This window comes from Candidatus Accumulibacter propinquus (genome assembly GCF_056856495.1).
Genome location: NZ_JBSEHC010000003.1, coordinates 1,948,803 through 1,972,854 on the forward strand (window position 1 = coordinate 1,948,803; position 24,052 = coordinate 1,972,854).

General features: G+C 64.3%; 16 protein-coding genes, 1 tRNA gene and 1 pseudogene. 7 read left to right on the top strand and 11 right to left on the bottom strand.

Translation table 11 applies throughout. The features are described 5' to 3' along the window. Window positions 1-73: 73 nt before the first annotated feature. On the bottom strand, window positions 74-436 hold the full coding sequence (locus AC15MQ_RS14790; protein ID WP_434735576.1) for a cupin domain-containing protein: 363 nt from the start codon (window positions 434-436) through the stop codon (window positions 74-76). Window positions 437-639: 203 nt separating this feature from the next. Between AC15MQ_RS14790 and AC15MQ_RS14795 the strand changes: the two genes are divergently transcribed. Beyond that, window positions 640-2,991, top strand: a complete 2,352-nt coding sequence (locus AC15MQ_RS14795) for a fatty acid cis/trans isomerase (protein ID WP_483080503.1) — start codon at window positions 640-642, stop codon at window positions 2,989-2,991. Window positions 2,992-3,153: 162 nt separating this feature from the next. Then, on the top strand, window positions 3,154-5,085 hold the full coding sequence (locus AC15MQ_RS14800; protein ID WP_483080504.1) for a beta-propeller domain-containing protein: 1,932 nt from the start codon (window positions 3,154-3,156) through the stop codon (window positions 5,083-5,085). 117 nt (window positions 5,086-5,202) lie between these two features. Here the strand turns inward: AC15MQ_RS14800 and AC15MQ_RS14805 are convergent, their stop codons facing one another. Next, window positions 5,203-6,879, bottom strand: coding sequence for an AMP-binding protein (locus tag AC15MQ_RS14805; RefSeq protein ID WP_332336515.1), 1,677 nt, complete (start codon window positions 6,877-6,879; stop codon window positions 5,203-5,205). 276 nt (window positions 6,880-7,155) lie between these two features. Further along, window positions 7,156-7,713 (bottom strand): DUF3617 domain-containing protein, encoded by a 558-nt coding sequence (locus AC15MQ_RS14810; protein WP_332336514.1) that lies wholly within the window; start codon window positions 7,711-7,713, stop codon window positions 7,156-7,158. Between the two features lie 160 nt (window positions 7,714-7,873). Here AC15MQ_RS14810 and mtnA point away from each other — a divergent pair, with 160 nt between their 5' ends. From mtnA to AC15MQ_RS14825, 3 genes are read left to right on the top strand one after another with little or no spacing between them, the layout of a single operon-like run. After that, complete coding sequence (mtnA, locus tag AC15MQ_RS14815) at window positions 7,874-8,959, top strand: S-methyl-5-thioribose-1-phosphate isomerase (RefSeq protein WP_332336513.1); 1,086 nt, start codon at window positions 7,874-7,876, stop codon at window positions 8,957-8,959. After that, on the top strand, window positions 8,952-9,596 hold the full coding sequence (locus AC15MQ_RS14820) for a class II aldolase/adducin family protein (protein WP_287651882.1): 645 nt from the start codon (window positions 8,952-8,954) through the stop codon (window positions 9,594-9,596). Before mtnA ends, AC15MQ_RS14820 begins: the two co-directional genes overlap by 8 nt. A 38-nt stretch (window positions 9,597-9,634) precedes the next feature. After that, entirely contained in the window at window positions 9,635-11,257 is a 1,623-nt protein-coding gene (locus AC15MQ_RS14825) for an NAD(P)/FAD-dependent oxidoreductase (protein ID WP_332336512.1), read from the top strand. A gap of 17 nt (window positions 11,258-11,274) precedes the next feature. Here the strand turns inward: AC15MQ_RS14825 and AC15MQ_RS14830 are convergent, their stop codons facing one another. The 7 genes from AC15MQ_RS14830 to AC15MQ_RS14860 all read right to left on the bottom strand — a co-directional run bounded on the left by AC15MQ_RS14830 (window position 11,275) and on the right by AC15MQ_RS14860 (window position 19,564). Further along, on the bottom strand, window positions 11,275-13,581 hold the full coding sequence (locus tag AC15MQ_RS14830) for a 2OG-Fe(II) oxygenase (protein WP_332336511.1): 2,307 nt from the start codon (window positions 13,579-13,581) through the stop codon (window positions 11,275-11,277). Between the two features lie 97 nt (window positions 13,582-13,678). Beyond that, window positions 13,679-14,689, bottom strand: a complete 1,011-nt coding sequence (rtcA, locus tag AC15MQ_RS14835; RefSeq protein ID WP_332336510.1) for an RNA 3'-terminal phosphate cyclase — start codon at window positions 14,687-14,689, stop codon at window positions 13,679-13,681. A gap of 30 nt (window positions 14,690-14,719) precedes the next feature. Continuing rightward, window positions 14,720-15,955: an RtcB family protein gene (locus AC15MQ_RS14840; protein WP_332336509.1), complete on the bottom strand. Its 1,236-nt coding sequence runs from the start codon at window positions 15,953-15,955 to the stop codon at window positions 14,720-14,722. 126 nt (window positions 15,956-16,081) lie between these two features. After that, window positions 16,082-17,359 carry an IS701 family transposase gene (locus AC15MQ_RS14845; RefSeq protein WP_332336508.1) on the bottom strand — a complete coding sequence of 426 codons (1,278 nt, stop codon included), beginning with the start codon at window positions 17,357-17,359 and terminating at the stop codon, window positions 16,082-16,084. A 229-nt stretch (window positions 17,360-17,588) separates the two neighbouring features. Further along, window positions 17,589-18,062, bottom strand: coding sequence for a zinc-ribbon domain containing protein (locus AC15MQ_RS14850; RefSeq protein WP_332336507.1), 474 nt, complete (start codon window positions 18,060-18,062; stop codon window positions 17,589-17,591). A 35-nt stretch (window positions 18,063-18,097) separates the two neighbouring features. Next, a complete protein-coding gene (locus tag AC15MQ_RS14855; RefSeq protein WP_332336506.1) occupies window positions 18,098-19,240 on the bottom strand; it encodes a slipin family protein in 1,143 nt (380 codons plus the stop codon). A 261-nt stretch (window positions 19,241-19,501) separates the two neighbouring features. After that, a tRNA-OTHER gene (locus AC15MQ_RS14860) sits at window positions 19,502-19,564 on the bottom strand. A gap of 328 nt (window positions 19,565-19,892) precedes the next feature. On the opposite strand from AC15MQ_RS14860, the gene rtcR reads away from it, so the two are divergent. Then, window positions 19,893-21,479, top strand: a complete 1,587-nt coding sequence (gene rtcR, locus AC15MQ_RS14865; protein WP_332336505.1) for an RNA repair transcriptional activator RtcR — start codon at window positions 19,893-19,895, stop codon at window positions 21,477-21,479. Window positions 21,480-21,739: 260 nt separating this feature from the next. Here rtcR and AC15MQ_RS14870 read toward each other — a convergent pair whose 3' ends face one another. Next, window positions 21,740-22,654, bottom strand: a complete 915-nt coding sequence (locus AC15MQ_RS14870) for a DMT family transporter (RefSeq protein ID WP_332336504.1) — start codon at window positions 22,652-22,654, stop codon at window positions 21,740-21,742. Between the two features lie 269 nt (window positions 22,655-22,923). Here AC15MQ_RS14870 and AC15MQ_RS14875 point away from each other — a divergent pair. Next, a pseudogene (locus AC15MQ_RS14875) lies at window positions 22,924-24,012 on the top strand (MFS transporter); the annotation flags it as partial. Window positions 24,013-24,052: the final 40 nt, after the last annotated feature.

A 24,052-nucleotide genomic window follows, 5' to 3' on the forward strand; every position in this document is an offset into this window, starting at 1 on the left:
ATGCACTGCAAACGCCGTTGTACTCCGCACGCCTGGTCGTACCGCACTGGCTGTGCCGATCGTACCCGGTCGGTCAATCCGCCGGCAGTGGTGAACCGCAATGAACGGCAAGCCAGATGGTATCCTCGTCGGGCCGGGTCCAATCGACCCGGTGTCGCCGATGCGGCGCGATGAAGACGTAGTCACCAGCCTTGAGTCTGCGCGCGAGTGGCTCGTCGTCGAAACGCAAGGACGCTTCTCCCTGGACCAGAAGGACCCATTCACCCTGCGGCTGGTCGTACCAGAATCCCGGCGGACTGGCGTGGCCGTGCGAGACGATACGTTCGATCCGCAGGCCTGGTCGGGCCAGCAATGGCGAGCACTGCTCTTCAGGAGCGTCCGGCGGTGGCAGGTTGGCGAACAGATTGTCCAACAGGTGTGCTCCGGTTGCCGCCATCGGTCAAGGCCGACTGGGCGGCCATCATACAACGCCAGACAGCATCGGCGAAAGCAGGGCGCGTGGCCGCGCTGGACCTGCGCCAGTCCCCATACCGACGGGGACTGGCGCAAAGTCCTGGGTAGCCGGTATCCTTGGACTTTTTCCGATCCCTTGAGCTGCCCGCCAGGCGCCATCCCAATATTCCCCCAAAGGAAACTCCAATGACCATCAACAAGGCGGCGCTCCTGCTGTTGATCGTGGTATTGAGCGGCTGCGCCGCGCTTGCCCGGCATACGCTCAACGAACAGTTCGGCCGACCCGATCCGGCGCGTTTTGACACGCCGCGTCCGCCGTCTCCAGGGCTTTCCTACCGCGCCGATGTGCAGCCGATCCTGGAACATCGATGCGTCGTCTGCCATGCCTGCTACGACGCGCCCTGTCAGCTCAAACTCGGCGCCTGGGAGGGTGTGGCCCGCGGCACCAGCAAGGATCTGGTCTACGACGGCGGACGCCTTGTCGAGGCCCCGCCATCACGCCTGTTTACGGATGCGCAGCTGGCGTCGCAATGGCGCGAGCGGGGGTTCTCGCCGGTGCTCAACGAGCGCGCGCAGACGCCGGCGGCGAACCTGGCAGCGAGCGTCATGTTTCGCGCGCTGCAGCTGAAACAGAGCCATCCCCTGCCGGAGACCAGCGTGCTGCCAGCCACCTTCGATTTTTCCCTGGACCGCGAGCAGAGCTGTCCGCGGATCGAGGAGTATGACGATTTCGAGCGCCGGAATCCCTTGTGGGGAATGCCCTTTGGCCTGCCTGGCCTGAGCAGCGGCGAGTGGAGCACGCTGCGCCGCTGGCTGGAACAGGGCGCGCCTTTCGAGGGCCTGCCGCCACTTCCCGCGCACGTTGAAAGGCAGATCCGCGACTGGGAAACTTTTCTGAACGGTGACTCGTTGAAGGAGCGACTGGTCAGTCGTTACCTCTTTGAGCACCTGTTTCTGGCGCACCTGTATTTCGATAGCGACCCCGAACATCACTACTTCCGCCTGCTCAGGTCGCGCACCCCGCCGGGCCAGCCGATCGATCTGGTTGCCAGCCGACGGCCGTTTGACGACCCCGGCGTAGAGCGCGTCTACTATCGACTGGAACGTGAGAAGGAAACCATCGTCGACAAGACACACATGCCCTATGCGCTTGGGCAGGCACGCATGGCGCGTTGGCACGAACTCTTCCTGGCGCCGGATTACCGGGTGGACGAACTGCCGTCCTACGCGCTCGACGTGGCCGCCAATCCCTTTATTGCGTTCCGGGCATTGCCGACCACGGCGCGATATCAGTTCATGCTTGATGAAGCACAATTCACGATCATGGGTTTCATCAAGGGCCCGGTCTGTCGTGGTCAGGTCGCGCTGAACGTGATCGAGGACCAGTTCTGGGTCTTTTTCGAAGCCAATGCCGACGATGCGCAGCAGCAGTTGGGCGATTTCCTGGCGCGCGAGGCCAGCCTGCTGAAACTCCCGGCGGAACTGGGAAGTGACGCGGGGATCATCAGGCCATGGCGCGAATATGCGCGACGGGAGGCCAGCTACCTGCAGAAGAAGTCTGATTTTCTGACGCGTTTTACCGCGACCAATCGCCGGCCGGACCTGAACTGGATTTGGGATGGCAATGGTCGCAACCCGAACGCGGCGTTGACGGTGTTCCGTCACTTCGACAGTGCGTCGGTGGTCAAGGGACTGGTGGGTCAGCCGCCGAAAACCGCCTGGGTGATCGGCTACGGCTTGCTGGAGCGCATCCACTATCTCCTGGTGGCCGGCTTCGATGTTTACGGAAACGTTGGTCATCAGTTGCTGACGCGGCTGTATATGGACTTCATGCGCATGGAGGGCGAGTTCAACTTCATCGCCTTTCTGCCTCGCGACCGGCGCATGGCCGTGCGTGATTACTGGTATCAAGGTGCCAGCGAGGAGGTCAAGGAGCACGTCTATGGGCGTCTGGCGAACCTGGGCAGCGAGACCGGCATCCGTTTCCAGGGCGACGATCCACAGCAGGAGTTCTACACGCTGCTCAGAAAACGCCTGGGGCCCGTGCTGGATCACCGGTACGATCTCCCGACTCTGGGCGATGCCGGCCTGCAGAACGATCTCGCGGCGCTGGCGGAACTGCGCGGGCCGGCGCTGTCCTGGTTGCCGGAACTGGTCTACCTGCGCATCGATGAGGGAGAGCGCGCGCCGCGCTATGTCACCTTGTTGCGCAACACCGGTCACAGCAATGTATCAAGCCTGCTGCGCGAAGGGCAGGAGTTGCGACCCGAAGAGAATACCCTGACCATCGCGGCAGGTTTCATCGGCGCCTATCCGAACGCCATTTATCGCGTGCAGCGATCGGAGATTCGGGCGCTGGCCCAGGCGATCAAGGATCTGTCGTCGGAAAGCGACTACCATGCCTTGGCGGACCGCTATGTCGTTCGCCGCAGCAACCCACGCTTCTGGGAGTACAGTGACCACCTGCAGCAGACGCACCGGAGCCGGGCACCGATCACAGCGGGTCTGCTCGACTACAACCGCCTGGACAACCGCTGAATGCCGAGGGCGTAACGCAACGACGGCAACGCTCCGGCCCGGCAGCCTCCGGCGAGTCGCCCGAACGCGCTGCCGGTGAGGCCGACATTTCTTCGTCGAGACTTGACCCCGTTGCGCATTGGCCTGCGTTTACCGCTTCGAACCCTCGCTGAAAGGACTGCCATGACCCGCATGCTCGTCAATTGCCTCGTTGTCGCCGCGCTGAGCGCGTTTGTTTCCTCACCGGCAGCGGCCGCAATGCCCGAAGACCCTGCCGCGCCTCGCAAGACACTGAGCGCTTTTGCCAGCGAACAGGAACTCGCGGGCCTGTTCAAGCGCTGGACTGACGAGGCACAGCGTCGCCGCGACGAGCAACGCGCTCGCCGTGACAAGTCTTCGGAATTCGCGGTTGGCCAGGCGCTTCCCGCGCCGGCGGCGGCGGCCGCGCCCGCGGCGGTGGCCAAGGAAGCGGCGGGTGCCAAGAACGAGTCGGTGACCAACGTGCAACACGCCGGCGTCGACGAAGGCGGCATCGTCAAGGTGCACGGAGAGCATCTGGTGATCCTGCGTCGCGGACGTTTGTTCACCGTCCGCATCGGTGACAACCAACTGCGAGTGGTTGCGGCGCTTGACGCCTACGGGCGCGACGTGGACCCCGGCGGTGCGTGGTACGACGAGATGCTGATTTCCGACAACACCATCGTCGTCATCGGTTACAGCTACGCGCGTGGTGGTACCGAAGTCGGCGTGTTCGACATTTCGCGCGCGGGGCAACTGGCCTATCGGGCGACCTATCACCTACGTTCCAACGACTACTATTCGTCGCGCAACTACGCGAGCCGACTGATCGGCAGCAAGCTGATCGTTTATTCGCCACATATCCTCAGTCCATGGGGGGATCCGTACGCGGCATTCCCGGCCATGCGCCGCTGGCGGGAGGGCGCGCAGGCGAGCGACTTCAGGCGAATTGCCCCGGCGACCCGGATTTACCGCAGCGACGAGGCGCTCGACCCCTTTGCCGGTGCCGCGCTGCACAGCGTCACGGTCTGCGATCTCGCCAAGCCCGACATGGACTGCCAGAGCACGGCCGTGCTGGGGCCGCCGGGACGCGTCTTCTACGTCTCGCCGACCGCGGTGTTCGTCTGGACAACGGCGTGGCGAGGCGCGCCGCAGGCCGCCGTCGCGACATCGGCGGTGTTCCGTATCCCGCTCGACGGTTCCGCACCGAGTGCGCTGAAGACCATGGGCAGTCCGATCGACCAGTTCTCGTTCCTGGAAGGCGACGGCATGCTGAACGTGCTGCTGCGTTCCAATGGCCGCGGCGACGGCATGTGGGCCGCCGAGGTCAACGCCGGCGACCTGGCGCTGCTGCGGGTACCGCTGGCGAGCTTCTCCGATGGCCGTGAGAGCGCTCCGATGGCGGCGTATCGCCGCTTGCCGAAAGCGGCGGGTTACGCCATCCAGAGTCGCTACGTGGGCCCGTTTCTGCTCTACGGTGGCGGGACCGGCCGGCACGCGCCGCAGGCGACGAACCGTTCGCAGGTCTACGCGGTACGCTATGCGCAGGGTGAGGTTTACGAGTTGCCTTTACCGCACGCCGTTGACCGTCTGGAGGCGCTCGGCGGCAATGCGCTGGTTGTCGGCAGTGACGGCAAGGATCTGCATCTCACCAGCGTGCGCCTCGGGTCGCTACCGATGACCGTCGGCCAGTACACGCGCCGGGACGCCGCGCAGGGTGAAACGCGCAGCCACGGCTTTTTCTACAAGGCGGAAAGCGAACTGGACGGTCTGCTCGGCCTGCCGATCGTCGGAAGCAGCGAGTCCGGCGTCCGCCAACTCGGCACCGAGTCGGCGGCCCTGCTTTTTCTGCGCAATCGCGGTTTGTTGCTGAGTGAACTGGGAACGCTCAAGGCTCGCCCGTCCGCCAGCGACCGCAACGATGCGTGTCGTGCTTCGTGCGTCGATTGGTACGGCAACTCGCGGCCGCTCTTCGTCCGCGGCAGGGTCTTCGCGCTGATGGGTTACGAGATCGTCGAGGGAAAGGTCGACGAGACGCGGATCGTCGAGACGCGAAGGGTGAACTTCGCCCCGACGGTCCTGCAGGTCGCGCCGTAGGCAGCGGTGAGGCAGGGGTACCCGGCGGGTGGCAATGTGCCCCGGAAATGAAAAACCCCATGCCACGGGCGTCGGCATGGGGTATGTGAGAACGGCGAGCAGATTACACGGCGATTCTCAGAACTGGAAATCCTCCTCGTAGAACTCCATGGCACCACGTGGTCCGGCGGCCTTGTCCTGCTCGCCCTTGCGCAACTCGACGCGGCGGATCTTGCCGGAAATGGTCTTCGGCAGTTCGCCGAATTCGAGCCGACGCACGCGCTTGTAAGGTGACAGACGGCTGCGCAGAAAGACGAAGATCTCGCGCGCCAGTTCCCGACTCGGTTCATAGCCTGCGTGCAAGGTCAGGAAGGCCTTCGGTACCGCCAGACGCAAGGCATCGGGACTCGGCACCACGGCCGCTTCGGCGACCGCTTCGTGCTCGATCAGGACGCTTTCCAGTTCGAACGGGCTGATGCGGTAGTCAGACGCCTTGAACACGTCGTCGGCACGGCCGACGTAGGTGATGTAACCGTCGGCATCGATCGCCGCCGTGTCGCCGGTGTGATAGAAACCGTCGCGCATCACCTCGGCCGTTTTCTCGGGGTCGTCGTCGTAGGAGATCATCAGTCCGAGCGGACGCGGCGACAAGGTCAGACAGATTTCACCTTCGTCACTCACATGGCCGTCCATATCGACCAGGCGCACCTGATAGCCGGGCATCGGCCGTCCCATCGAGCCGAGCTTGACCGCCTGTCCGGGCGAGTTGCCGACCTGTGCGGTCGTTTCGGTCTGGCCGAAGCCGTCGCGCAGGGTAATGCCCCACGCCTCCTTGACCTGATCGATGACTTCGGGGTTCAGCGGCTCGCCGGCGCCGATCAGCTCGCGAACCTTGACCGGATACTTGCTCAGGTCCTCCTGGATCAGCATCCGCCAGACCGTCGGTGGCGCACACAGGGTGGTCACCGAACATCTGACCAGAGTCTCCAGAATCGATGCCGCCGCGAAGCGGGCATAGTTGTAGATGAACACCGTGGCGCCGGCATTCCAGGGCGCAAAGAAGCAGCTCCAGGCATGCTTGGCCCAGCCGGCGGAACTGATGTTCCAGTGCACGTCGCCGGGTTGCAGCCCGAGCCAGTACATCGTCGACAGGTGCCCGACCGGATAGCTTTGCTGGCTGTGCAGTACCAGCTTGGGTTTCGAGGTGGTGCCGGACGTAAAGTACAGAAGCTGCGGGTCGGTCGCCTGTGTCGGCCCGTCGGGCTGGAAGTCGCTGGATCCCTCGTAGGCCTGTTCAAGCTGCTGCCAGCCGGCCACCGCGCCGCCGACGGTGACGCGTGTGTAGTCGCCAGGCAGGTCGCTGAACTTTTCGGCGTGCGTGTGGCCGATGATCACGTGTCGTACCTGGCCGCGGTCGAGGCGGTCACGCAAGTCGTCGGGAGCCAGCAGCGTGGTGGCTGGTGACAACACGGCGCCGAGTTTGATCGATGCCAGCATCGTATCCCACAGCGGCACCTCGTTGCCGAGCATCATCAGGATGCGATCGCCGCGCTTGACGCCTTGCGCGCGCAGCCAGTTCGCGACCTGGTTCGAACGCCGGGACATCTCGGAAAACGACATCTTCTGTTCCGAGCCGTCTTCATTGACCACCCACAGCGCCGGGCGATCGTTGCCCGCTGCCATTACATCGAAATAATCGAGGGCCCAGTTGAATTCGCCCAGTTGCGGCCACTGGAAATCGCGATAGGCGGTTTCGTAGTCGGTGCGGTGAGCCAGAAGGAAATCGCGTGCCTGCACGAAGGCCGAATAAGACATGTTTGCTCCTTTCTTGTTGATGAAACCGCTGGACCGCCGATTAACCCGAATGTGGCGCGACAAGGCGGCTTGCGCGGCAATCGGCGTCCTCTCTCCCCATTTGAGCGCAGGTTCTGATCATGCGCGTCGACGCTCATGTCACCGCAGGAGTACCTTGCCGTGCCCATTTTGCCGCGTCGTCGACCAACCCCCGCCCAGCATGCAGGCCATTATTGTAAGGGACTTGCGGCGAGGCGGGGCGACCGCGTATGCCTGCTGGAGCCCCAAGCCGCAGCTCTATTTCTGCCGCTTCATCATCTCCTGGACCGTCGGATCCTTCATCATTTCCTTGAGGTTGCTCCCTGCCATGTTCGGCATGATCACATCGCCGGGTTTCTGACCAGCCTTGCACGGTCCGACCCAGCGCGCTTCCAGCGAGACCTTCGACTCCTTGGTGCCATGCAGCGGTGGATTGAAGCGGGTCAACATGTCTCCCTTGTAGGCGGCGTCGAACGAGCCCACGAATACGCCGTCGGTGGTGGCGGTACTGCCCTGCACCTTGCAGACCGAGTGCACGCTCACCTTGTTGCCCTGGTTATTGACGTCGATGACGCTGCAGTTGGGTTGCTCCTTCCGGGCCTGCTGTTGCATCAGGTCGTCGGACTTCTGGTCGACGCATTGCTGGATCGCGCCCATTGCCGGCATGCCGTCCATGCGCGTGTTGATCTCCCACAGGCCGGCCTTGCGTTTGGGCATCTCGGCGGCCTGCAGGCTTCCTGCCAGGTGACCGGCGGCGAGAGCGCAGAACAGCAGGGTAGGGGTGCGAAGGGCCTTGACCCGGGATGGCAGTTTCATGGGCGTTCCTCAGTGGGGAAAACACGCGGACAAGCGACCATGGCATATTAAACCCGAACGGCGTTGACGTGCGGAGGGAGCCCTGCAGGGCTTCGGATCTGCACCCGCGGGAGTGTGATGGAAGTTCGGTGCCGGGCAGCCGGCTGCTAGAATGGCGGGCATGTTAATCAATGGCACGCCGACGCGAACGATCCAGCCAGTGGCCGACGCCCGTGCCGTCGACATCATCGACCAGACGGCGCTGCCGCACGTGTACCGCATCCTGCGGCTGCGTACGCTTGCCGAGGTGGCGCACGCGATCCGCAACATGCAGGTGCGCGGCGCGCCGTTGATCGGGGTGGCGGCCGCTTATGGCGTCGCCCTGGCGCTGACGCAGCGGGCGGACGATGCCACACTCGCCGCCGCCATCGAAACACTCGCCGCGACACGACCGACGGCGGTCAACCTGCGCTGGGCGCTGGCGCGCCTGCAGGCCGTGCTGCAGACGCTGCCACCGTCGGCGCGTGCCGATGCGGCGTGGCGGGAAGCCGGCACCCTTGCCGAAGAAGACGTGCAGCAATGCCGACGCATCGCTGCGCATGGCCTGCAGTTGCTGCGTGCCGGCGGTGAGCAGAAGGGAAGGCTCGAAATCATGACCCATTGCAACGCCGGTTGGCTGGCGACGGTCGACTACGGCACGGCGCTGGCGCCGGTCTATGCCGCTTTCGACGCGGGAATTGACGTGCATGTCTGGGTTTCCGAGACCCGCCCGCGCAACCAGGGCCTGTTGACCGCCTGGGAACTCGGGCGGCACGGCGTACCCCGCACGCTGATCGCCGACAACGCGGCTGGTCTGCTGTTGCAGAGCGGCCACATCGACGCGGTGATGGTCGGCGCCGATCGCGTTGCCGCCAACGGCGACGTCGCCAACAAGATCGGGACCTATCTCAAGGCGCTGGCCGCACGCGCGGCCGCGGTGCCGTTTTATGTCGCCGCGCCACATTCGACGATCGACTTCGCCTGTCCGAACGGCGCGGCCATCCCGATCGAGGAGCGCGACGCCGACGAATTGCGCATTGTGTGGGGTTGTGACACCGCCGGCCGCAGCGGCTGCCTGCGGCAAGTCACGAGTGACGTGGCGGTGGCCAACCCGGCCTTCGACGTCACGCCGGCCAGCCTGGTCAGCGCGCTGATCAGCGAACGCGGCGTTTGTGCCGCCAGCAGCGACGCGCTGCTGGCCCTGTACCCGGAGGCTCGGCATGTCTGATCCGCGGCAGGCGTTGCTCGACGCTGCGCGCCGCATGCAGGCGGCCGGCCTCAATCGCGGCACCGCCGGCAACCTCAGCCTGCGCGCCGGTGACAGCGCCGGCGCGGGTTTCCTGATCACTCCCACGGGCATGCCCTACGATGCCCTCGTAGGCGAGGATATCGTCCACGTGCGCATGGACGGCAGTTGCCAAGGCCGCCGACAGCCGTCCTCGGAGTGGCGCTTTCATCGTGACCTCTACGCCGGGCGCCCGGATGCCGGTGCGATATTGCATGCGCATTCGCCGTTTGCCACCAGTCTCGCCTGCCTGCGCCACGACATCCCGCCTTTCCACTACATGATCGCGCGCTTTGGTGGCGACAGCGTGCGCTGCGCCGCCTACGCGACTTTCGGCACACAGGCCCTGTCAGACGCCGTGCTGCTGGCCATCACGGATCGACGTGCCTGCCTGCTGGCCAACCACGGCATGCTGGTTGTCGGTGACGACCTGCAGCAGGCGTTCGATCTCGGCGTCGAATTCGAAGTCCTGTGCGAGCAGTACTGGCGTGCGTGCCAACTCGGCCAGCCGGTGCTCCTCGATGCCGCCGAGATGTCCATCGTACTCGCACGCTTCGCCGCCTATGGGCAGCAGCCCTGAGCGTCGGCGACGCGCTTTCTGACGAAACGGAATCGGTCATGTTGCGCATCAGTGAAATTCGCCTCCCGCTCGAACACCCGCCGGCAGCGCTGTCCGAGGAGGTGGCCAATCGCCTCGGTGTGGCGCTGCCGGAGATCACTGAACTGCGCGTATTTCGCCGCAGTTGCGACGCGCGCAAGGCCGCTGCGCCGACCTTCATCTACAGCGTCGACGTTGCGCTGCTCGACGAGGCCACGGTGCTCGAACGACACGCCGGCGACCGGCACGTGCAGCCGACGCCGGACATGCACTACCACTTCGTCGGACGGGCGCCGTTGCCACTCACGACGCGGCCGATTGTCGTCGGCTTCGGCCCGGCCGGCATCTTTGCGGCACTGGTCCTGGCGCAGAGCGGTTTTCGGCCGATCGTCGTCGAACGCGGCAAGGCGGTGCGCGAGCGCACGCAGGATACCTGGGGCTTGTGGCGGAAAAGGATCCTCGATCCGGAGTCGAACGTCCAGTTCGGCGAGGGCGGTGCCGGCACTTTCTCCGACGGCAAGCTCTACAGCCAGATCAAGGATCCCCGCCACTACGGATGCAAGGTGCTCAGCGAATTCGTCAGGGCCGGTGCTCCCGAGGAGATTCTCTACGTCAGCAAACCGCACATCGGCACCTTCCGGCTGGTCGGCATGGTCGAGCAGATGCGCCGCGAGATCGAGCAACTCGGCGGCGAGGTCCGTTTCCGGCAACGCGTCACCGGTCTGCAGGTCGAGCAGGGGCACGTGCTTGGCGTGACGCTTGCCTCGGGTGAAGCCTTGCCGGGCGAACATGTGGTCCTGGCGCTCGGCCACAGCGCCCGTGACACTTTCGAGATGCTGCACCGTGCTGGCGTGTTCATGGAGGCCAAACCCTTCTCGATCGGTTTTCGAATCGAACACCCGCAAGCGCTGATCGACAAGGCGCGTTTCGGAACCCTGGCCGGCAACCCTCTGCTCGGCGCCGCCGACTACAAGCTGGTGCACCATTGCCGCAACGGTCGCTCGGTTTATAGCTTCTGCATGTGCCCCGGCGGTACGGTCGTCGCCGCCACTTCGGAGGCAAACCGGGTGGTGACCAACGGCATGAGCCAGTACTCACGAAACGAACGCAACGCCAACGCCGGAATCGTCGTCGGTATCACCCCGCTCGACTATCCGGGCGGACCCCTGGCCGGCATCGAACTGCAACGCGAACTCGAAGCACGCGCTTTTCAACTCGGCGGTGGCGGCTACGCGGCACCCGCGCAACTGGTTGGCGACTTCCTTGCCGGCCGCGCATCGACCTCGCTCGGATCGGTGATTCCCTCGTATCAACCCGGCGTCCATCTGACCGACCTGGCGACCGCCTTGCCGGGCTACGCCATCGCCGCGATCCGCGAAGCGCTGCCGGCCTTCGAGCACCAGATCAAGGGTTTTGCAATGCCCGACGCGGTGCTCACCGGCGTCGAGACGCGCACCTCCTCGCCGCTGCGCATCACGCGTGGCGACGACTGTCAGAGCCTGAACGTCAGGGGGCTGTATCCCGCCGGCGAAGGCGCGGGTTATGCTGGTGGGATTCTTTCGGCCGGTGTCGATGGCATCAAGGTGGCCGAGGCGGTGACCCGCGAAATACTCAAGGCACGGCCTGCGCTCGCCTGCGGCTGAGCCCTTGGTGCAGCCGATCAGACTGCCGTCGGCGAGCTCAGGCGCGCCCGGTCCTCAAGATCCTTGCGGCGCTGCGCGACGCGTCGCTCGTAGCTCGCCCGGTTCTTGGTGCAGACCAGGGCATAGGGGCGGCTGCGGCGATCGGTTTCCTGATCGACGTCGCAGGCGTGGCGCCGAATCGACTGCTCGACGTGTCGGCGATGTGTCTCGGCAGCCTTGAAGACCCACACGTCGCGATTCCGGTCGGCGAGGAAACTGGCGAGGTCGCGGCAATGACTGCATGGGCAGGCGATGTCGCTTGGCCGGGCGAAGTCCGGCGGTGCTGCGAGTGGTTCGGCGATGCGTTGCTCCAGATGCGCCAGACCGGCGGCGACGAGACGGCGCGTCGGTGCCCAGTCGCCGGGAGACGCGCCCGGTTCAACAAGCCGCAAGGCGGCTGGAACCAGTATCGCATCGGCTGCGAAGGTGTCCGGGTACGCCAGCAGGTGGTCCACGACGCTCTCGCCGATCGCCGGAGTGTCCGTATGCCGCAGCGCGGTCAGCAGGTCGACGACCAGCGCCGGTGTCGGTGGCTGGACGCGCCAGCCGTCAGGCCTGGGTGCCAGTACCGGCTTGCCCGGCAGCACGTTGACCAGCGCCGCCAGCGCAGGTTGCAGCAGCGAGCCGGAACCATTGGCGGCGAAATGGCTGGCGACGCGTTGCACCAGTTCGGCGCAAGCGGTGGCCTGTCGTGGCGCGTTGGCGGCGACGATCGCTTCGAGCAGGGCCGCCGCATGCTCTGGCGGCAGCAGCGTGAGCGCCTCGCTCAAGGCCTCGTTGTCGCCGCTGTCGTAGTAACCACCGGCGGAAATCTCGGCCAGAAAGGCCGCCAGGTTTTCGCGATCCTGGAGCCGGTTCAGGCTGTCGAGCATTGCCGCGGCCTTACCTTCGCCGGAGGGCGGTAGCCAGGCCGGTACCTGCCAATCGTCGTGCTGGTCGATCAGCAGGCGTGCGAGTTGGTGTCCCTGGTTCCACAAGGCCGAGCCGACGTTGTCGCCGCTGGCGACCCAGCTCTCGGAAAGTGCGGACAGGTAGGGCAGGGAGACTTCCCGGCCGCTCCGGGCAATCACGTGCAGTTTCCTGGCCTGCGGCCAGAGCACGAACGCCGCACGGCGATAGCTGCGCTCAAAAGTCGCCCCGGCGTTGCCAGTGGCTTCGAAGAAAAGCTGTTCATCGGGTTCGTCGTCTTCGAGAGCACCCGGCGGGCAGAGTTCTTCGTCTTCGAAGGGGAGTCTGGCGAGTGCTGGCCGACTGCCGTCGGGCGTTCGCCAGTCGGAGAGCGTCAGCGAGCGCTCGAACACCTCGCCGACCTCGAAATTGTCGTCGTCCTCGTCCGCGTAACGTCCTCGCCGCGACCACGAGCCGGCATACTCGGCGCTGCCGCTTTCCTCAATGGCGACAATAGCCAGGTGCAGGTCGCAATTCGCCCGCCGTGCCGCGGCGACGAGCACCGCAGCGGCAGCGGCATCGGCGTTCTTCAGTGCCGCGAAGCCGATTTCCGCCGGGGTGTAGACATGTTCCAGCGGATAGATCAGCTTCTCGGGGCAGTCCTGTTCTGCCGCCGCCAGGTCGGCGGCCCAGCGACGCAGGAGGTCGGTCAACCGCTGCTCTTCGGCGTCGTGAGCCGGCGGCAACGGGAGTTGCCCCGGCGCCTGCCGGATCAGGTTGTAGATCAGCACCAGGCGGCAGCCGGAACTTATCGGACGGACTGCGTGCCAGCAGTCGGCATAGAACGCAGCGAAGGCAACTTCCGAGGCTTCCTGGCAGGAGAGGTCGAGGCAGACCTCGCGCTCCCGGTGGCGGATCAGCAGTTCTCCACCACTGTAGAGCGAAGGCAGGACGACGACCAGGGTGGCGAACATCCCCGGCGCTTTTTCCGTGTCGCGATGCCCGACGAAGAAGCTGCCCGTATCGTAAACCAGCAGCTTGTACAGATCCGCCGCGACCCCCTCCATCACCCCCAGACCGGCGGCGGCGCGGGCGACGATCTCCGCCAGGTTGGCGTCCCAATGGCGTCCGCCCAGCCGAATGCGTTCGGCAGCAATCTGCCAGGTGCGTCGGACAGCGGTATCGACCAGGGTCTCCTCGCCGCGCCCGTAGGGAGCCTGCTCGGCTATCGCAATCAGTTGCCCCGCCTGCGCCTCCAATAGCGGCAGTGAGATGGCTCCGACGCCCTCGACTTCGATCTTGGGTGCGAAGATCTCGATCCTGCCGGTGGCAAAAAAATCACCCGGGCGGCGGACGGTCTGCAGGACACGGGCAAGTTCCAGGGGGATGGCTGGCATTGGTTTGAGGTTCCTTCGAAGGGCTGGTGGCAGCAGCCGCCAAGGCCGACCCCAGCTCGTCGGCAGGGTGAAAAGTGGCTGCGGCTGACGGCGGATTTTAGCCGATTCCGACCAGCCAGCGACCTTCGGCGTATTCGATCTGGCTTCGCAGCGGCAGGAAGTGCTCGATCACCGCGAGATTGGTCGTCAGGTGGCTAGACGGTTGACAGGTCGTGAAGCTGCCGCCGCCGGCCAGCGCCATCGGCAGGGCGAGCTGGTCGGCGAGGTGTTCGCCGACGGCGGCTGGGCTGTCGAGGTAGGCGCGGACCTTGGCCGCAACTAGGTCGGCCACTTTCTCGGCAGCCAGTCCGCGCGCGCCGAAGGCGGTGAACACATCGCTCAGGAAGGCGTGCTCGACTTCGACCAACAGCGCGTTGCCGGGTCCCTCCCGCTCGGGCAGGACGCGAATTTCGCCACTGACTTGCGGCAGCGTGCGCGCGAGCTGCGCCAGCTCGCGCTGCGCGACCGCCTCGGGTATGCCGGCGACGATGGCGGTGGCACGCGCCGCCCGCCAGTCGCCTCGGCCAAGCAGATCGATGGCGACGGGCCGGCCGGGTGCGGCACGGGCATGTATCTCGCCGCCACCCGCCGGGTAGAAACCATGGCGTAGTAGCACGATTTCACTCTGCACCCCCATCCGCCGCACCAGGGGCAGCCAGGCACGCAGCAAAAAATCGGCCGGCGGCGCTGCCGGATTGTGGGTGCCGCCGCTGATGCGGAGCGTCGACGCTCCGTCGGCGTACCACAAGGCCGGCAGTACCGTCTGCAGGACCAGCGTGCAACTGCCGGCCGTGCCGATAGCGAAACGGTAGTCGCCACCGCGGATTGCCGACGGTACGAAAACCAGTGTCCGCGAGCCGGGTGCTGCGCCTTCTACACGCGCGCCGCAGATTTCGGCGGCGGCCAGGACCGCGGTCAGGTGCTGGCGCAGGAGGCCGGGCTTCGCCCGCCCGGCGCGCAGGTTTTCCAGACGAAACGGCTGGCCGGTGATCATCGACAGCGTCAGTGCGCTGCGCAGAATCTGCCCGCCGCCTTCGCCCTGGGCGCCGTCAAGGAAGATGGTTGGCATGTTGTTTCCTCCGGAATCTCCGCTGGCGTTTCAACCTTTGACACAGACCACTTGCCGCAAGGTATGCACGATTTCGACCAGTGAACGCTGGGCGTGCATCACGGCGTCGATGTCCTTGTACGCCATCGGGATCTCGTCGATGACGCTCTTGTCCTTGCGGCACTCGACGTGCGCGGTGGCGCGTTCCTGGTCGGCGACGCTGAAGCGGCGCCGCGCTTCGTTGCGGCTCATCGTCCGCCCGGCGCCGTGGCTGCACGAGCAGAACGCTTCCACATTGCCGAGGCCGCGCACGATGTAGCTTCTGGCGCCCATCGAGCCGGGGATGATGCCGAGTTCACCCTGGCGAGCGGAGACGGCGCCCTTGCGGGTGACGTAGACTTCCGCACCGAAATGGGTTTCCTTCTGGACGTAGTTGTGGTGGCAGTTGACCGCCTCGACGTCCACGCCGAACGGCTTGGCGATCACCTTGCGCGTCGCCGTGATGAGGTTGGCCATCATCGCCGTACGGTTGCCGCGTGCGTAATCCTGCGCCCAGCCGACCGCTTCGAGGTAGTCGTCGAAATGCTCGCTGCCTTCCTCGATATAGGCCAGATCACGGTCGGGCAGGTTGGCCAGGTGCTGGCGCATGTCGGCCTGCGCCAGCGTGATGAAGGTGTTGCCGATGGCATTGCCGACACCGCGCGAGCCCGAGTGCAGCATCAACCAGACGCGCTGTGCCTCGTCGAGACAGACCTCGATGAAGTGGTTGCCGGTCCCCAGCGTACCCAGGTGCTTGTGGTTGTTGCTTGCCTTGAGGCGCGGATACTTCTCGACGATGCGCTTGAAGCGCGGCAGGAGTTCTGACCACAGGGTATTGACCAGTTCCGGCGGATTTTCCCAGCTTCCCTCGTCGCGCCTGCCGTGGCTGAGCGTGCGGCCATGCGGTACCGCCTGCTCGATCGCGACGCGCAGCGGGTGCAGGTTGTCCGGCAGGTCGGAGGCGTTCAGCGTGGTGCGCGTGGCGATCATGCCGCAGCCGATGTCCACGCCGACGGCTGCCGGGATGATCGCACCGCGCGTCGGGATCACACTGCCGATCGTCGAGCCCTTGCCGAGGTGTACGTCGGGCATGACCGCCAGGTGGTGGAAGATGAACGGCATGCGGGCGGTGTTGACCAACTGCCGGCGTGCGTCTTCCTCGACCGGGACGCCTTCGGTCCACATCTTGATTGGGCGCCCGTCGGGTACCCTGATCACTTCGATTGCTTCGTTGTCGATGTTGTCCATGCGGATTCCTGGTTATCTGAAGTTTAGACACTCGCGGCTCCTGCCGGCCGGGATTTCCGCGGTGGCGAGCGATGACCATAACGCCGATGGCATCCCCCAGCGCTGATTGGCGCTGGGCCAGACGTCTCAACACTGCAAACGCTGGTCGTGCCCGGGGACGGGCATCACGAATTGACCGGACTTCGGGTCGTAGGCGCCGCGCACGGGAAGTCCGATAAATTGCATCCGCAGCCACTGGGCGAAAAGCCCTGCGGTAATCATGGCGCCCTTGCGCCAGGGTGCAATCGCCATCAGCGGAAAGGACTGCCACAACTGCAAGGCCAGCAATTGCGTCAAGGCATAGGCCGTAGAGCGAATCTGCATCCACAGTTCCAGCGCGGCCTTCGACTGCTGCCACAGATTGGCCACGCCCCACCAGCGCTTGAGATTGTGAAACAAGGGCTCGATCCCCCAGCGCTCGGCGTAGATCTCGACGACCTGTTGGGCCGACAGGTCGGTCTCGGTGGCCAGAATCAGGCGTGGGCGCGACCACGTGTGGTCGGGCAGGAACATCTCGCACCACACCGCTCGCACCGGGAGCCCCTTCAGGAATCGCGCCACGGCGAAGACCGAGCGCACCCGAACCGGCTGCACCTTGCCGTACAGCATCAGTTCCATCTCTTGTATCGGCAAGGTTTCGAGCATCGCCGCATCGACCCGCTGACCGTACTTGCGCTTCGGTCCTCGGCGTTTCGGCTCCGGTTCGGGCGGAAGAAACAAGGCGGTATCTCGCCGCACCTGCCCGATGATCCGGACCTGCTGTTCGAGCAAGGGCAGAATCAGGCCGCGGCGCATGAACCAGGCATCGATCAGCAAGCGCACCCCCTTCACGTGCCCCCGGATCGAATCCATCAATTGCCGTGCCACCCAGAGCTTGCCGCGCTGCCCCGATTCTTCGAGCAGCCAGGAGCGAATCGGTACCGTCAGCGCCGAACCCAGCCGGACGCGCACGACCAAGGCCAGCGTGACCCAGCACTGGCTGTTCAAAAACGTCGGCCGATTGGCCTTGTGGCTGTGATCGTGTTTGATGCTGATCCCCGGCCCGAACTTCGCGCAGCGCGGAACCAGCGTATCGTCGAGGATCAGGGTGACCAGTTCGGTCGGGCACACCCTCAGCACCAGCTGCAACAGACGCAGCGACAGTTCGGTGACCGGCACCTGCGCCCGCTCGATGAGCTTGTAATAGGTGGTCCAGTGCGCCTCTCGGCGAATCGCCCCGATGGCGCGCGTGACCCAGCCTTCCGGGTTGAGCAGGCAGCCGATCAGGAGTTCGACGAAGGTCCGGCGGGAACGCGGTGGCACGGCCACCAGAAGAAAGGAAATCCATTCCGAGAGCAACAAGCAAACGTTGGCAGCGAGAGACATGAGGGAAAGTCCGGGATCGAAAACGATCCCTCATTGGTCGCCGCGCGCTGCTTGCGCGAGAACCCTGCGCAAGCAGCGCGCGGCGACCTCACGATTCCTATGTCATGTCAAGTTTTTTTTGCATTTTTTCCAAAATTTTTTACGGCGCCGGAATGTCTTTGGCATCCGCCGCCGATCGCGAGTGTCTAAACTTCAGCTGGTTATTGTTCCGTTGTTCTATTCCCGATCACTATCCACCTGCCTGGCGCGAGCGCTGTTCAGACCAGCCGCGATGGTAAGGCAGCTCACCTGCCTTCGTCAGAGCCGCTTTCTGCTCCAGACCCGCCAGCATGCGGCTTCGCGCCTCTGCCTTGCGCAGTCGTTCGTATGCGCGGCAGGCGGCGCAGCGACGTGCCCTGCTCGACAGTTCGCCGCCGGCGACCTCGTACCACCACTTCTGGCGCGCCGCCGTCCAGATTCCTTCCGCTCCGCAGTCGATGCAACGGAAGTGCAGATCCTGGTAGAAACCGCAGCGTACGAATTCCGGGTGGGGGCCGCTGTGGTAGGCTCGCAAGCGGCCGGTATCGACCGGCGCCGTTCCGGCCAGGAGCAGTTCGAACTGCTGCCGCTGCGCCGCGGCCAGCTTCCGGCTCCTGCGCAGGCGCCTTGCGGCCAGCATCGCCGTACGGCGCCTTTTTCCGCTACCCATCATCATTGCTCCCATGCTCTCGGCCCTTTCCTGTCCGTTCTTCGGTAACCTCACCGCGCTTGCCCGATCCTGACCAGACCGTTCAATACCTGGTCCAGGCCACCGAACACCGAGATCCGGTCGATCCGCTCGGCCACCCGCTCCAGGGTCTCAAGCTCCTTGAGACGCAGGGCGGTGGGGTTGTCTTCCATCACCCTTGCGGTATTCAGCAGCGAACGCGTGGCCGCTGTTTCCTCGCGTCGACGGATGACGTTGGCTTCGGCGGCTTTCTGCGCCTCGACCACCTGGCCCAGGATGGTCTTCATCTCGCCCGGCAGAATGATGTCCTTGACGCCGACACCGCTGACCTCGATCCCGAGGCCCGGCAGCTTGCGCGCGACATGCGCACTGACCACCTCGTCGATCACCTGCTTGTTCTCCAGGAGTTCGTCGAGCGAGCGGGTTCCGACAGCCGCTCGCAGACCGAGTTGCAACTCGCGGTACAGGTGCTCTGCCGGCTTGCAGAGGTGCTCGAAGGCACGCAGCACGTCGGTGTAGCGCCAGGTCGCGGCAAGATTCAGGCGCAGACCGACCTTGTCGCGCGACAGGATTTCCTGGCCGCTGACTTCCATGACCTGCAGACGGGTGTCCACCAGTTCGACCTGCATGTCACGGTGATAGCGCCAGAATGCCGCCATCCCGGGTTGCAGCAATTGCGTCACCTGGCTGTCGACTTTGAGTACCCCGAGGTGATAGGCCGGCACCTGCGTCAGCAGCAAGCCGCTCAACCCTGTCACCGGGCGACCCCGCAGGTTCGGTTGTGCCAGGCGCGTGGCCAACGCCGCCGGCAACGCCGCCTGAGCAGTGAGGTCGATGCGCTCCAGACGATGCACCAGCAGCCCTTTCCAGAAAAAGCACCGCGAACCTGGCGGCAGGATTTCCACCAGGATGTCCATTTCGTAGCGCAGTCCGGCTTCGTCTTCGCCGAGGACCATGCACTCGAAGTGTTCGGCTGCCGTTTGCGGCTGATGGCGCAGCAGGTAATCGACGGTATTCAGATCGCTCATCGGCGCGTCGAGCCGCCACACCTGCAGAGCCAGGCGGCGCAGGGGATCGACGAAGTAGTGACGGCCGCTGTCGAGGATGCACTCGAAGTCGCCGTCCCTGAGCAGCACGCCACACTCGTTCTTCTTCACCACGAATCTTCGCAACATCGTCTTTCCTTTCATTGGTGTGACTTGCCGGTCCGCAGCGGGCCGCCGGGCTACCGTTCCGGGATCCGCGGGCGAGCGGGCAACAGGGGGTGGCCGGCGTTCCTCCCGGCCATGCAGGCACGGACAGGTTTCGCTCGACCGCCCTCCGGCACGCTCTGCCGCGAATGCAGGGCAGGAGCCGATGCGGCCCGCCGGCGGGTGCTCGCGCACACCGCGACCGACGGGTACTGCATTGACATGGCTGTCTTGGAAGACAGGATTTGGAGCAGGAGTCGAACCTGCGGCCGACCGCCGAAGCGGCTGCTCTACCCGACTGAGCTATCCAGTGGCTCGCAGGTCGGGAATCGAACCCGGATTCACTCGCCAGAGCCCGCGACTCGACCACATCCGCTGCGGCGGCATACGCGGTGACAACGGACCGTGATCCGGTCACCGCGCACCGGCGTGGCTCGAGCCACGACCCGTGGGCCATTGCAGGGAGGCTGCGGTCGGCTCTGTATCAGCGAATCGCGTGCCAGATCGGGCGATAACCACTCATTTCCTGCAAGCCCCTGTAGTCAATGGGGATTGTGTAGCCGGTGGCGAATTCGCTGGTCGACCACCGGCCAGAAAACTAGAATAACAGCGAGTAATTTATTGCAGGAGATAAAGCATGAAACGAACCGTCGTCATCGGCTTCCTCGGCACGCAACTCGACAACGGTGGCCGCGGTAGCGCGCGTTGGCAGAAGTGGCGTCCGACGGTCGGGCTTTGCCAACAGGAAGACCTGCTGGTGCATCGACTCGAAGTGCTGCATGACGAACGCAGCCGCGGCCTCGCGGAGCGAACCCGTTTCGACATCGCGACGGTGTCGCCGGAAACCGAGGTGCGCCACGTCGAGATGGCGCTGCGCGACCCCTGGGACTTCGAGGAGGTGTATACGACGCTGCACGATTTCGCGCGTGCCTACCCTTTCGATACCGAGAACGAGGACTACCTGATCCACATCACCACCGGCAGCCATGTCGCGCAGATCTGCTGGTTTCTGCTCGCCGAGGCACGCTACCTGCCGGCGCGCCTGCTGCAGACATCGCCGCCACGGGGCAAGGACGTCGCCAACAGCATCGGGAGTTACGCGATCATCGACCTCGACCTCTCGCGCTACGACCGGATCGCGCAACGCTTCCGGCGCGAGCGAGAGGACACGGTGGCGTTCCTCAAGTCCGGCATCGCGACGCGCAACATCGCCTTCAACGCGATGATCGAGCGCATCGAAAAGGTCGCCGGCCGCTCGCGCGCACCCTTGCTGCTGGTCGGCCCCACCGGTGCCGGCAAGTCCTTCCTTGCGCGCCGGGTGTACGAACTCAAGCGGCAACGTCAACGCCTTGCCGGCCGCTTCGTCGAGGTCAACTGCGCGACCGTGCGCGCCGACGCCGCGATGTCCACGCTGTTCGGTCACCTCCGGGGGGCGTTCACCGGTGCGCTGAGCGAACGCATCGGCCTGCTGCGTGCGGCCGACGGAGGTCTGTTGTTCCTCGACGAAATCGGCGAACTCGGTCTCGACGAACAGGCGATGCTGCTCAAGGCGGTCGAGGAGAAACGCTTTTTCCCGCTCGGCAGCGACCGAGAAGTCAGCAGCGACTTCCAGCTCATCGCCGGCACCAACCGCGACCTGCACCGGCGGGTTGCCGATGGACAGTTCCGCGAAGACCTGCTGGCGCGCATCAATCTCTGGACCTTCGAGTTGCCCGGCCTCAGCGAACGCAGCGAAGACATCGAGCCCAACCTCGACTTCGAACTCGAACGCCATGCGCGCGAGCAGGGGCAGCAGGTCCGCTTCAACGTCGAGGCGCGGCAGCGCTATCTGAGCTTCGCCTGTTCGCCGGAAGCGCGCTGGAGCGGCAATTTCCGCGAACTGTCGGCTTCGGTGACGCGCCTGGCGACGCTGAGCGACGGTGGACGGATCAACGAAGAGAACGTCGGCGAGGAAATGGCACGCCTGCGCCGGAACTGGTTTGCAGGCAGCGGCGGCGATGCCGCGCGGCGCCTGCTCGGAGACGGCGCGGAGGCCCTTGATCTGTTCGAGCGAGGCCAGTTGAACCTGGTGATCGACGTCTGCCGGCGTGCCGGCAGCCTTTCCGCCGCCGGGCGCCTGCTCTTCGCCGTCTCGCGCCTGCAGAAAAGCCAGGCCAACGACGCCGACCGCCTGCGCAAGTACCTCGCGCGCTTCGGGCTCGACTGGGGCAGCGTCGCGGGCTGAGCGACAGGGCCTGGCGTCGTGGGCCAGGCCGATGCCGGGGGCGTCCGGGAGCGACCTTGTGCGCCAGGGTGTGCCTCCCACCTTTCCCGATTCGGATCGCGCACCCCAACCGATCCCCTGGTTGATTTACAGGTGGCGCGGCAGGATGCTTACTCCAGAACCATGCGTTGGCATTGCCCCTGCGGAAGAAGCGGCTCCGCACCCGGGGTGGATCTTGGCCCAGATCGCCAGCAAGTCGATTTCCGGGGAAAGTTGATGCCTCATTTGTGCGCTTGATTGGTCGTGCCGAGAACAGCCCCGCAAGTCACGAGAATTACGCCTAGAAGGGTCGTGAGGCTAAGGTTTTCACCAAGCAGTGGGATTGCCGCCAGGGCGGAGATTCCGGGCACCAGGGCCAGCATCAGTGAGGCTTTCATTGGTCCGATTGTCTGATTGGCGTACGCATAGAGCAGACCGGCTAGCGAGGCGGCTATGACCCCCTGGTAGAGGCACTGCAGGAGAATCAGCGAAGTGGGAACCAAGGCCAGGCCTTTGGGAAGGAACAGGGCGTAAACTGGGAGATAGACCAGCATTGAAACCGTTGCGATTCCTACCGTGGTTTCCCATGGATGAACTCGCCACTTTTTCAACAGGAGGCCAAAGCTTGCGAAGCAGCTTGCCGCGCATAGGAAGAACAGATCTCCAAGCCATTGGCTGCCCGTGGAACCGTTCTCCTCACTGAAGCTTTGTATGCCGATAAGCAGGATTCCGATCGAGGCCAGTGCCAGCGACGCGATCGCTCGGCGCCCCGGTCGATAGCCGAAGGCGAGGCTGGACACCAAAACCGTAGCGAAGGGAATACCGCCATTGACCAGGACTGCAGCGTGGGCTGCGGGAGCCAGCGCAAACCCGGAGTAGACGAACAATCCGTAGCCAAGTCCTCCCAGGCAAGCCAGGACAAGCAACTGCAGCCAGGTGACTGAATGCCGTCCAAATACAAAAAATGGACAAAGCAAAATTCCCGACACCCCGAAGCGTAAAGCCGCGATATCGTATGGCGTAAGATGACTTCGCCCCCCGAGGCGAGAGACGATATTGAAGCCGGACCAGCACAGCACCACCATTGCTGCCGCGGCAAAGCCTTTGAAAATTTTCCGGCGCTCATCCTGCACACGAGCCGATGATTCGATAGACAAGGATTTTCCTTTGCAAAGTGGAAAACTTCGGCTCACGGCGCTGGGCGGCAAGCGTTTCGCGCGAGCGACCATGATCTCTTGGCATGGATGGGGGCTGTGTTGCGACCCAAACGCACCGACATTGGGAGGCTGGCGATGGGGGCGACGTCGGGTGGAAATCGTGTTTGCAGGCTGGCTCTCCACTTCATGCCTGACGTTCTGACCTGATCGGGTTCCGGTTCGCAAGCACGCTTGCGGATCAGCCGGTATCGATCACCCGTTGACGGAAGTTTCTCCTGTTCGAGTTACCCAGCAATCTGATCATGTACCGAATCGGCGCCAAGGTCTGGATTGCGCGCATCATGATTACCTGGAGGCTGATGTCCGCCTCGTTCATCTGGGTAACGACGCCCAACATGCTTTATTTCCTGCGCTTTCTGCTGGGGATGATGGAAGCCGGTTTCTACCCCGGCATCATCCTGTACCTGACCCAGTGGTACCCTTCGCACTGGCGGGCCAAGATCATCGCCCTGTTCATGTCGGCGATCCCGATTTCCGGCATTTTCGGAAACCCACTCTCCGGCTGGATCATGGATGCCTTTCACGACGTGGCTGGGTGGCATGGCTGGCAATGGATGTTCGTGATTGAAGCGGTACCTGCAATCATCGTTGGTATTGCCGTGCTGTATGTGCTGGATGACCGGATTGCGAAGGCAAAATGGCTCACCGACGCCGAGAAAGCATACCTCGAAAGCGAGATCACCGCAGGCCATCACGAAAAGGAAAGTCCACACAGTGTCGCGGCTGTTTTCGCCGACAAGCGCATCTGGCACATGTGCCTGATCTATTTCTGCTTTGTCATGGGTCAGTACGGGCTGACTTTCTGGATGCCAACGCTTGTCAAGGCTTCCGGCGTGTCCGGCAACCTCAATATCGGGTTAATCAGCGCGATCCCGTTCCTGTCGGCGGTAATTGCCATGAACCTTTGCGGTCGCAGTGCAGATGCGCGTCGCGAACGCCGCTGGCATCTGGTGATTCCTGCTCTGGCCTGTGCGGTCGGTTTCGTGGTTTCATCGCTGGCTGCGGACAACACCGTTATTGCCATCATTTTCCTGTCGATCGCCGCCTGCGGCGTGCTGACCTGCGCACCACTGTTCTGGTCGCTCCCGACCGCTTTTCTGTCCGGTACCGGTGCCGCTGCCGGCATCGCGGTAATCAATTCCGTCGGCAACCTCGCCGGCTTCCTCAGTCCATACTTGATTGGGATATTGAAGGACTACACCCACAACAACCAGTCCGGCATGTTCATGCTCGCTGGAACGCTGGTAGTCGGCGCAATAGCGGTCCTGCGCACCTCGGCCCGAATGGTCAACCGGTAATCATCACCTGCAAGTATCGCCAACCATTTGCTCATTTCTT

Bases quoted from the DNA above. Each gene is read 5' to 3' on its own strand.
- rtcR (WP_332336505.1), top strand. From the start codon at position 19,893: ATGAAACGAACCGTCGTCATCGGCTTCCTCGGCACGCAACTCGACAAC.
- AC15MQ_RS14810 (WP_332336514.1), bottom strand. From the start codon at position 7,713: ATGAAACTGCCATCCCGGGTCAAGGCCCTTCGCACCCCTACCCTGCTG.
- AC15MQ_RS14850 (WP_332336507.1), bottom strand. From the start codon at position 18,062: ATGGGAGCAATGATGATGGGTAGCGGAAAAAGGCGCCGTACGGCGATG.
- AC15MQ_RS14805 (WP_332336515.1), bottom strand. From the start codon at position 6,879: ATGTCTTATTCGGCCTTCGTGCAGGCACGCGATTTCCTTCTGGCTCAC.
- AC15MQ_RS14830 (WP_332336511.1), bottom strand. From the start codon at position 13,581: ATGCCAGCCATCCCCCTGGAACTTGCCCGTGTCCTGCAGACCGTCCGC.
- AC15MQ_RS14825 (WP_332336512.1), top strand. From the start codon at position 9,635: ATGTTGCGCATCAGTGAAATTCGCCTCCCGCTCGAACACCCGCCGGCA.
- mtnA (WP_332336513.1), top strand. From the start codon at position 7,874: ATGTTAATCAATGGCACGCCGACGCGAACGATCCAGCCAGTGGCCGAC.
- AC15MQ_RS14840 (WP_332336509.1), bottom strand. From the start codon at position 15,955: ATGGACAACATCGACAACGAAGCAATCGAAGTGATCAGGGTACCCGAC.
- AC15MQ_RS14845 (WP_332336508.1), bottom strand. From the start codon at position 17,359: ATGTCTCTCGCTGCCAACGTTTGCTTGTTGCTCTCGGAATGGATTTCC.
- rtcA (WP_332336510.1), bottom strand. From the start codon at position 14,689: ATGCCAACCATCTTCCTTGACGGCGCCCAGGGCGAAGGCGGCGGGCAG.
- AC15MQ_RS14800 (WP_483080504.1), top strand. From the start codon at position 3,154: ATGACCCGCATGCTCGTCAATTGCCTCGTTGTCGCCGCGCTGAGCGCG.
- AC15MQ_RS14855 (WP_332336506.1), bottom strand. From the start codon at position 19,240: ATGTTGCGAAGATTCGTGGTGAAGAAGAACGAGTGTGGCGTGCTGCTC.
- AC15MQ_RS14820 (WP_287651882.1), top strand. From the start codon at position 8,952: ATGTCTGATCCGCGGCAGGCGTTGCTCGACGCTGCGCGCCGCATGCAG.
- AC15MQ_RS14790 (WP_434735576.1), bottom strand. From the start codon at position 436: ATGGCGGCAACCGGAGCACACCTGTTGGACAATCTGTTCGCCAACCTG.
- AC15MQ_RS14795 (WP_483080503.1), top strand. From the start codon at position 640: ATGACCATCAACAAGGCGGCGCTCCTGCTGTTGATCGTGGTATTGAGC.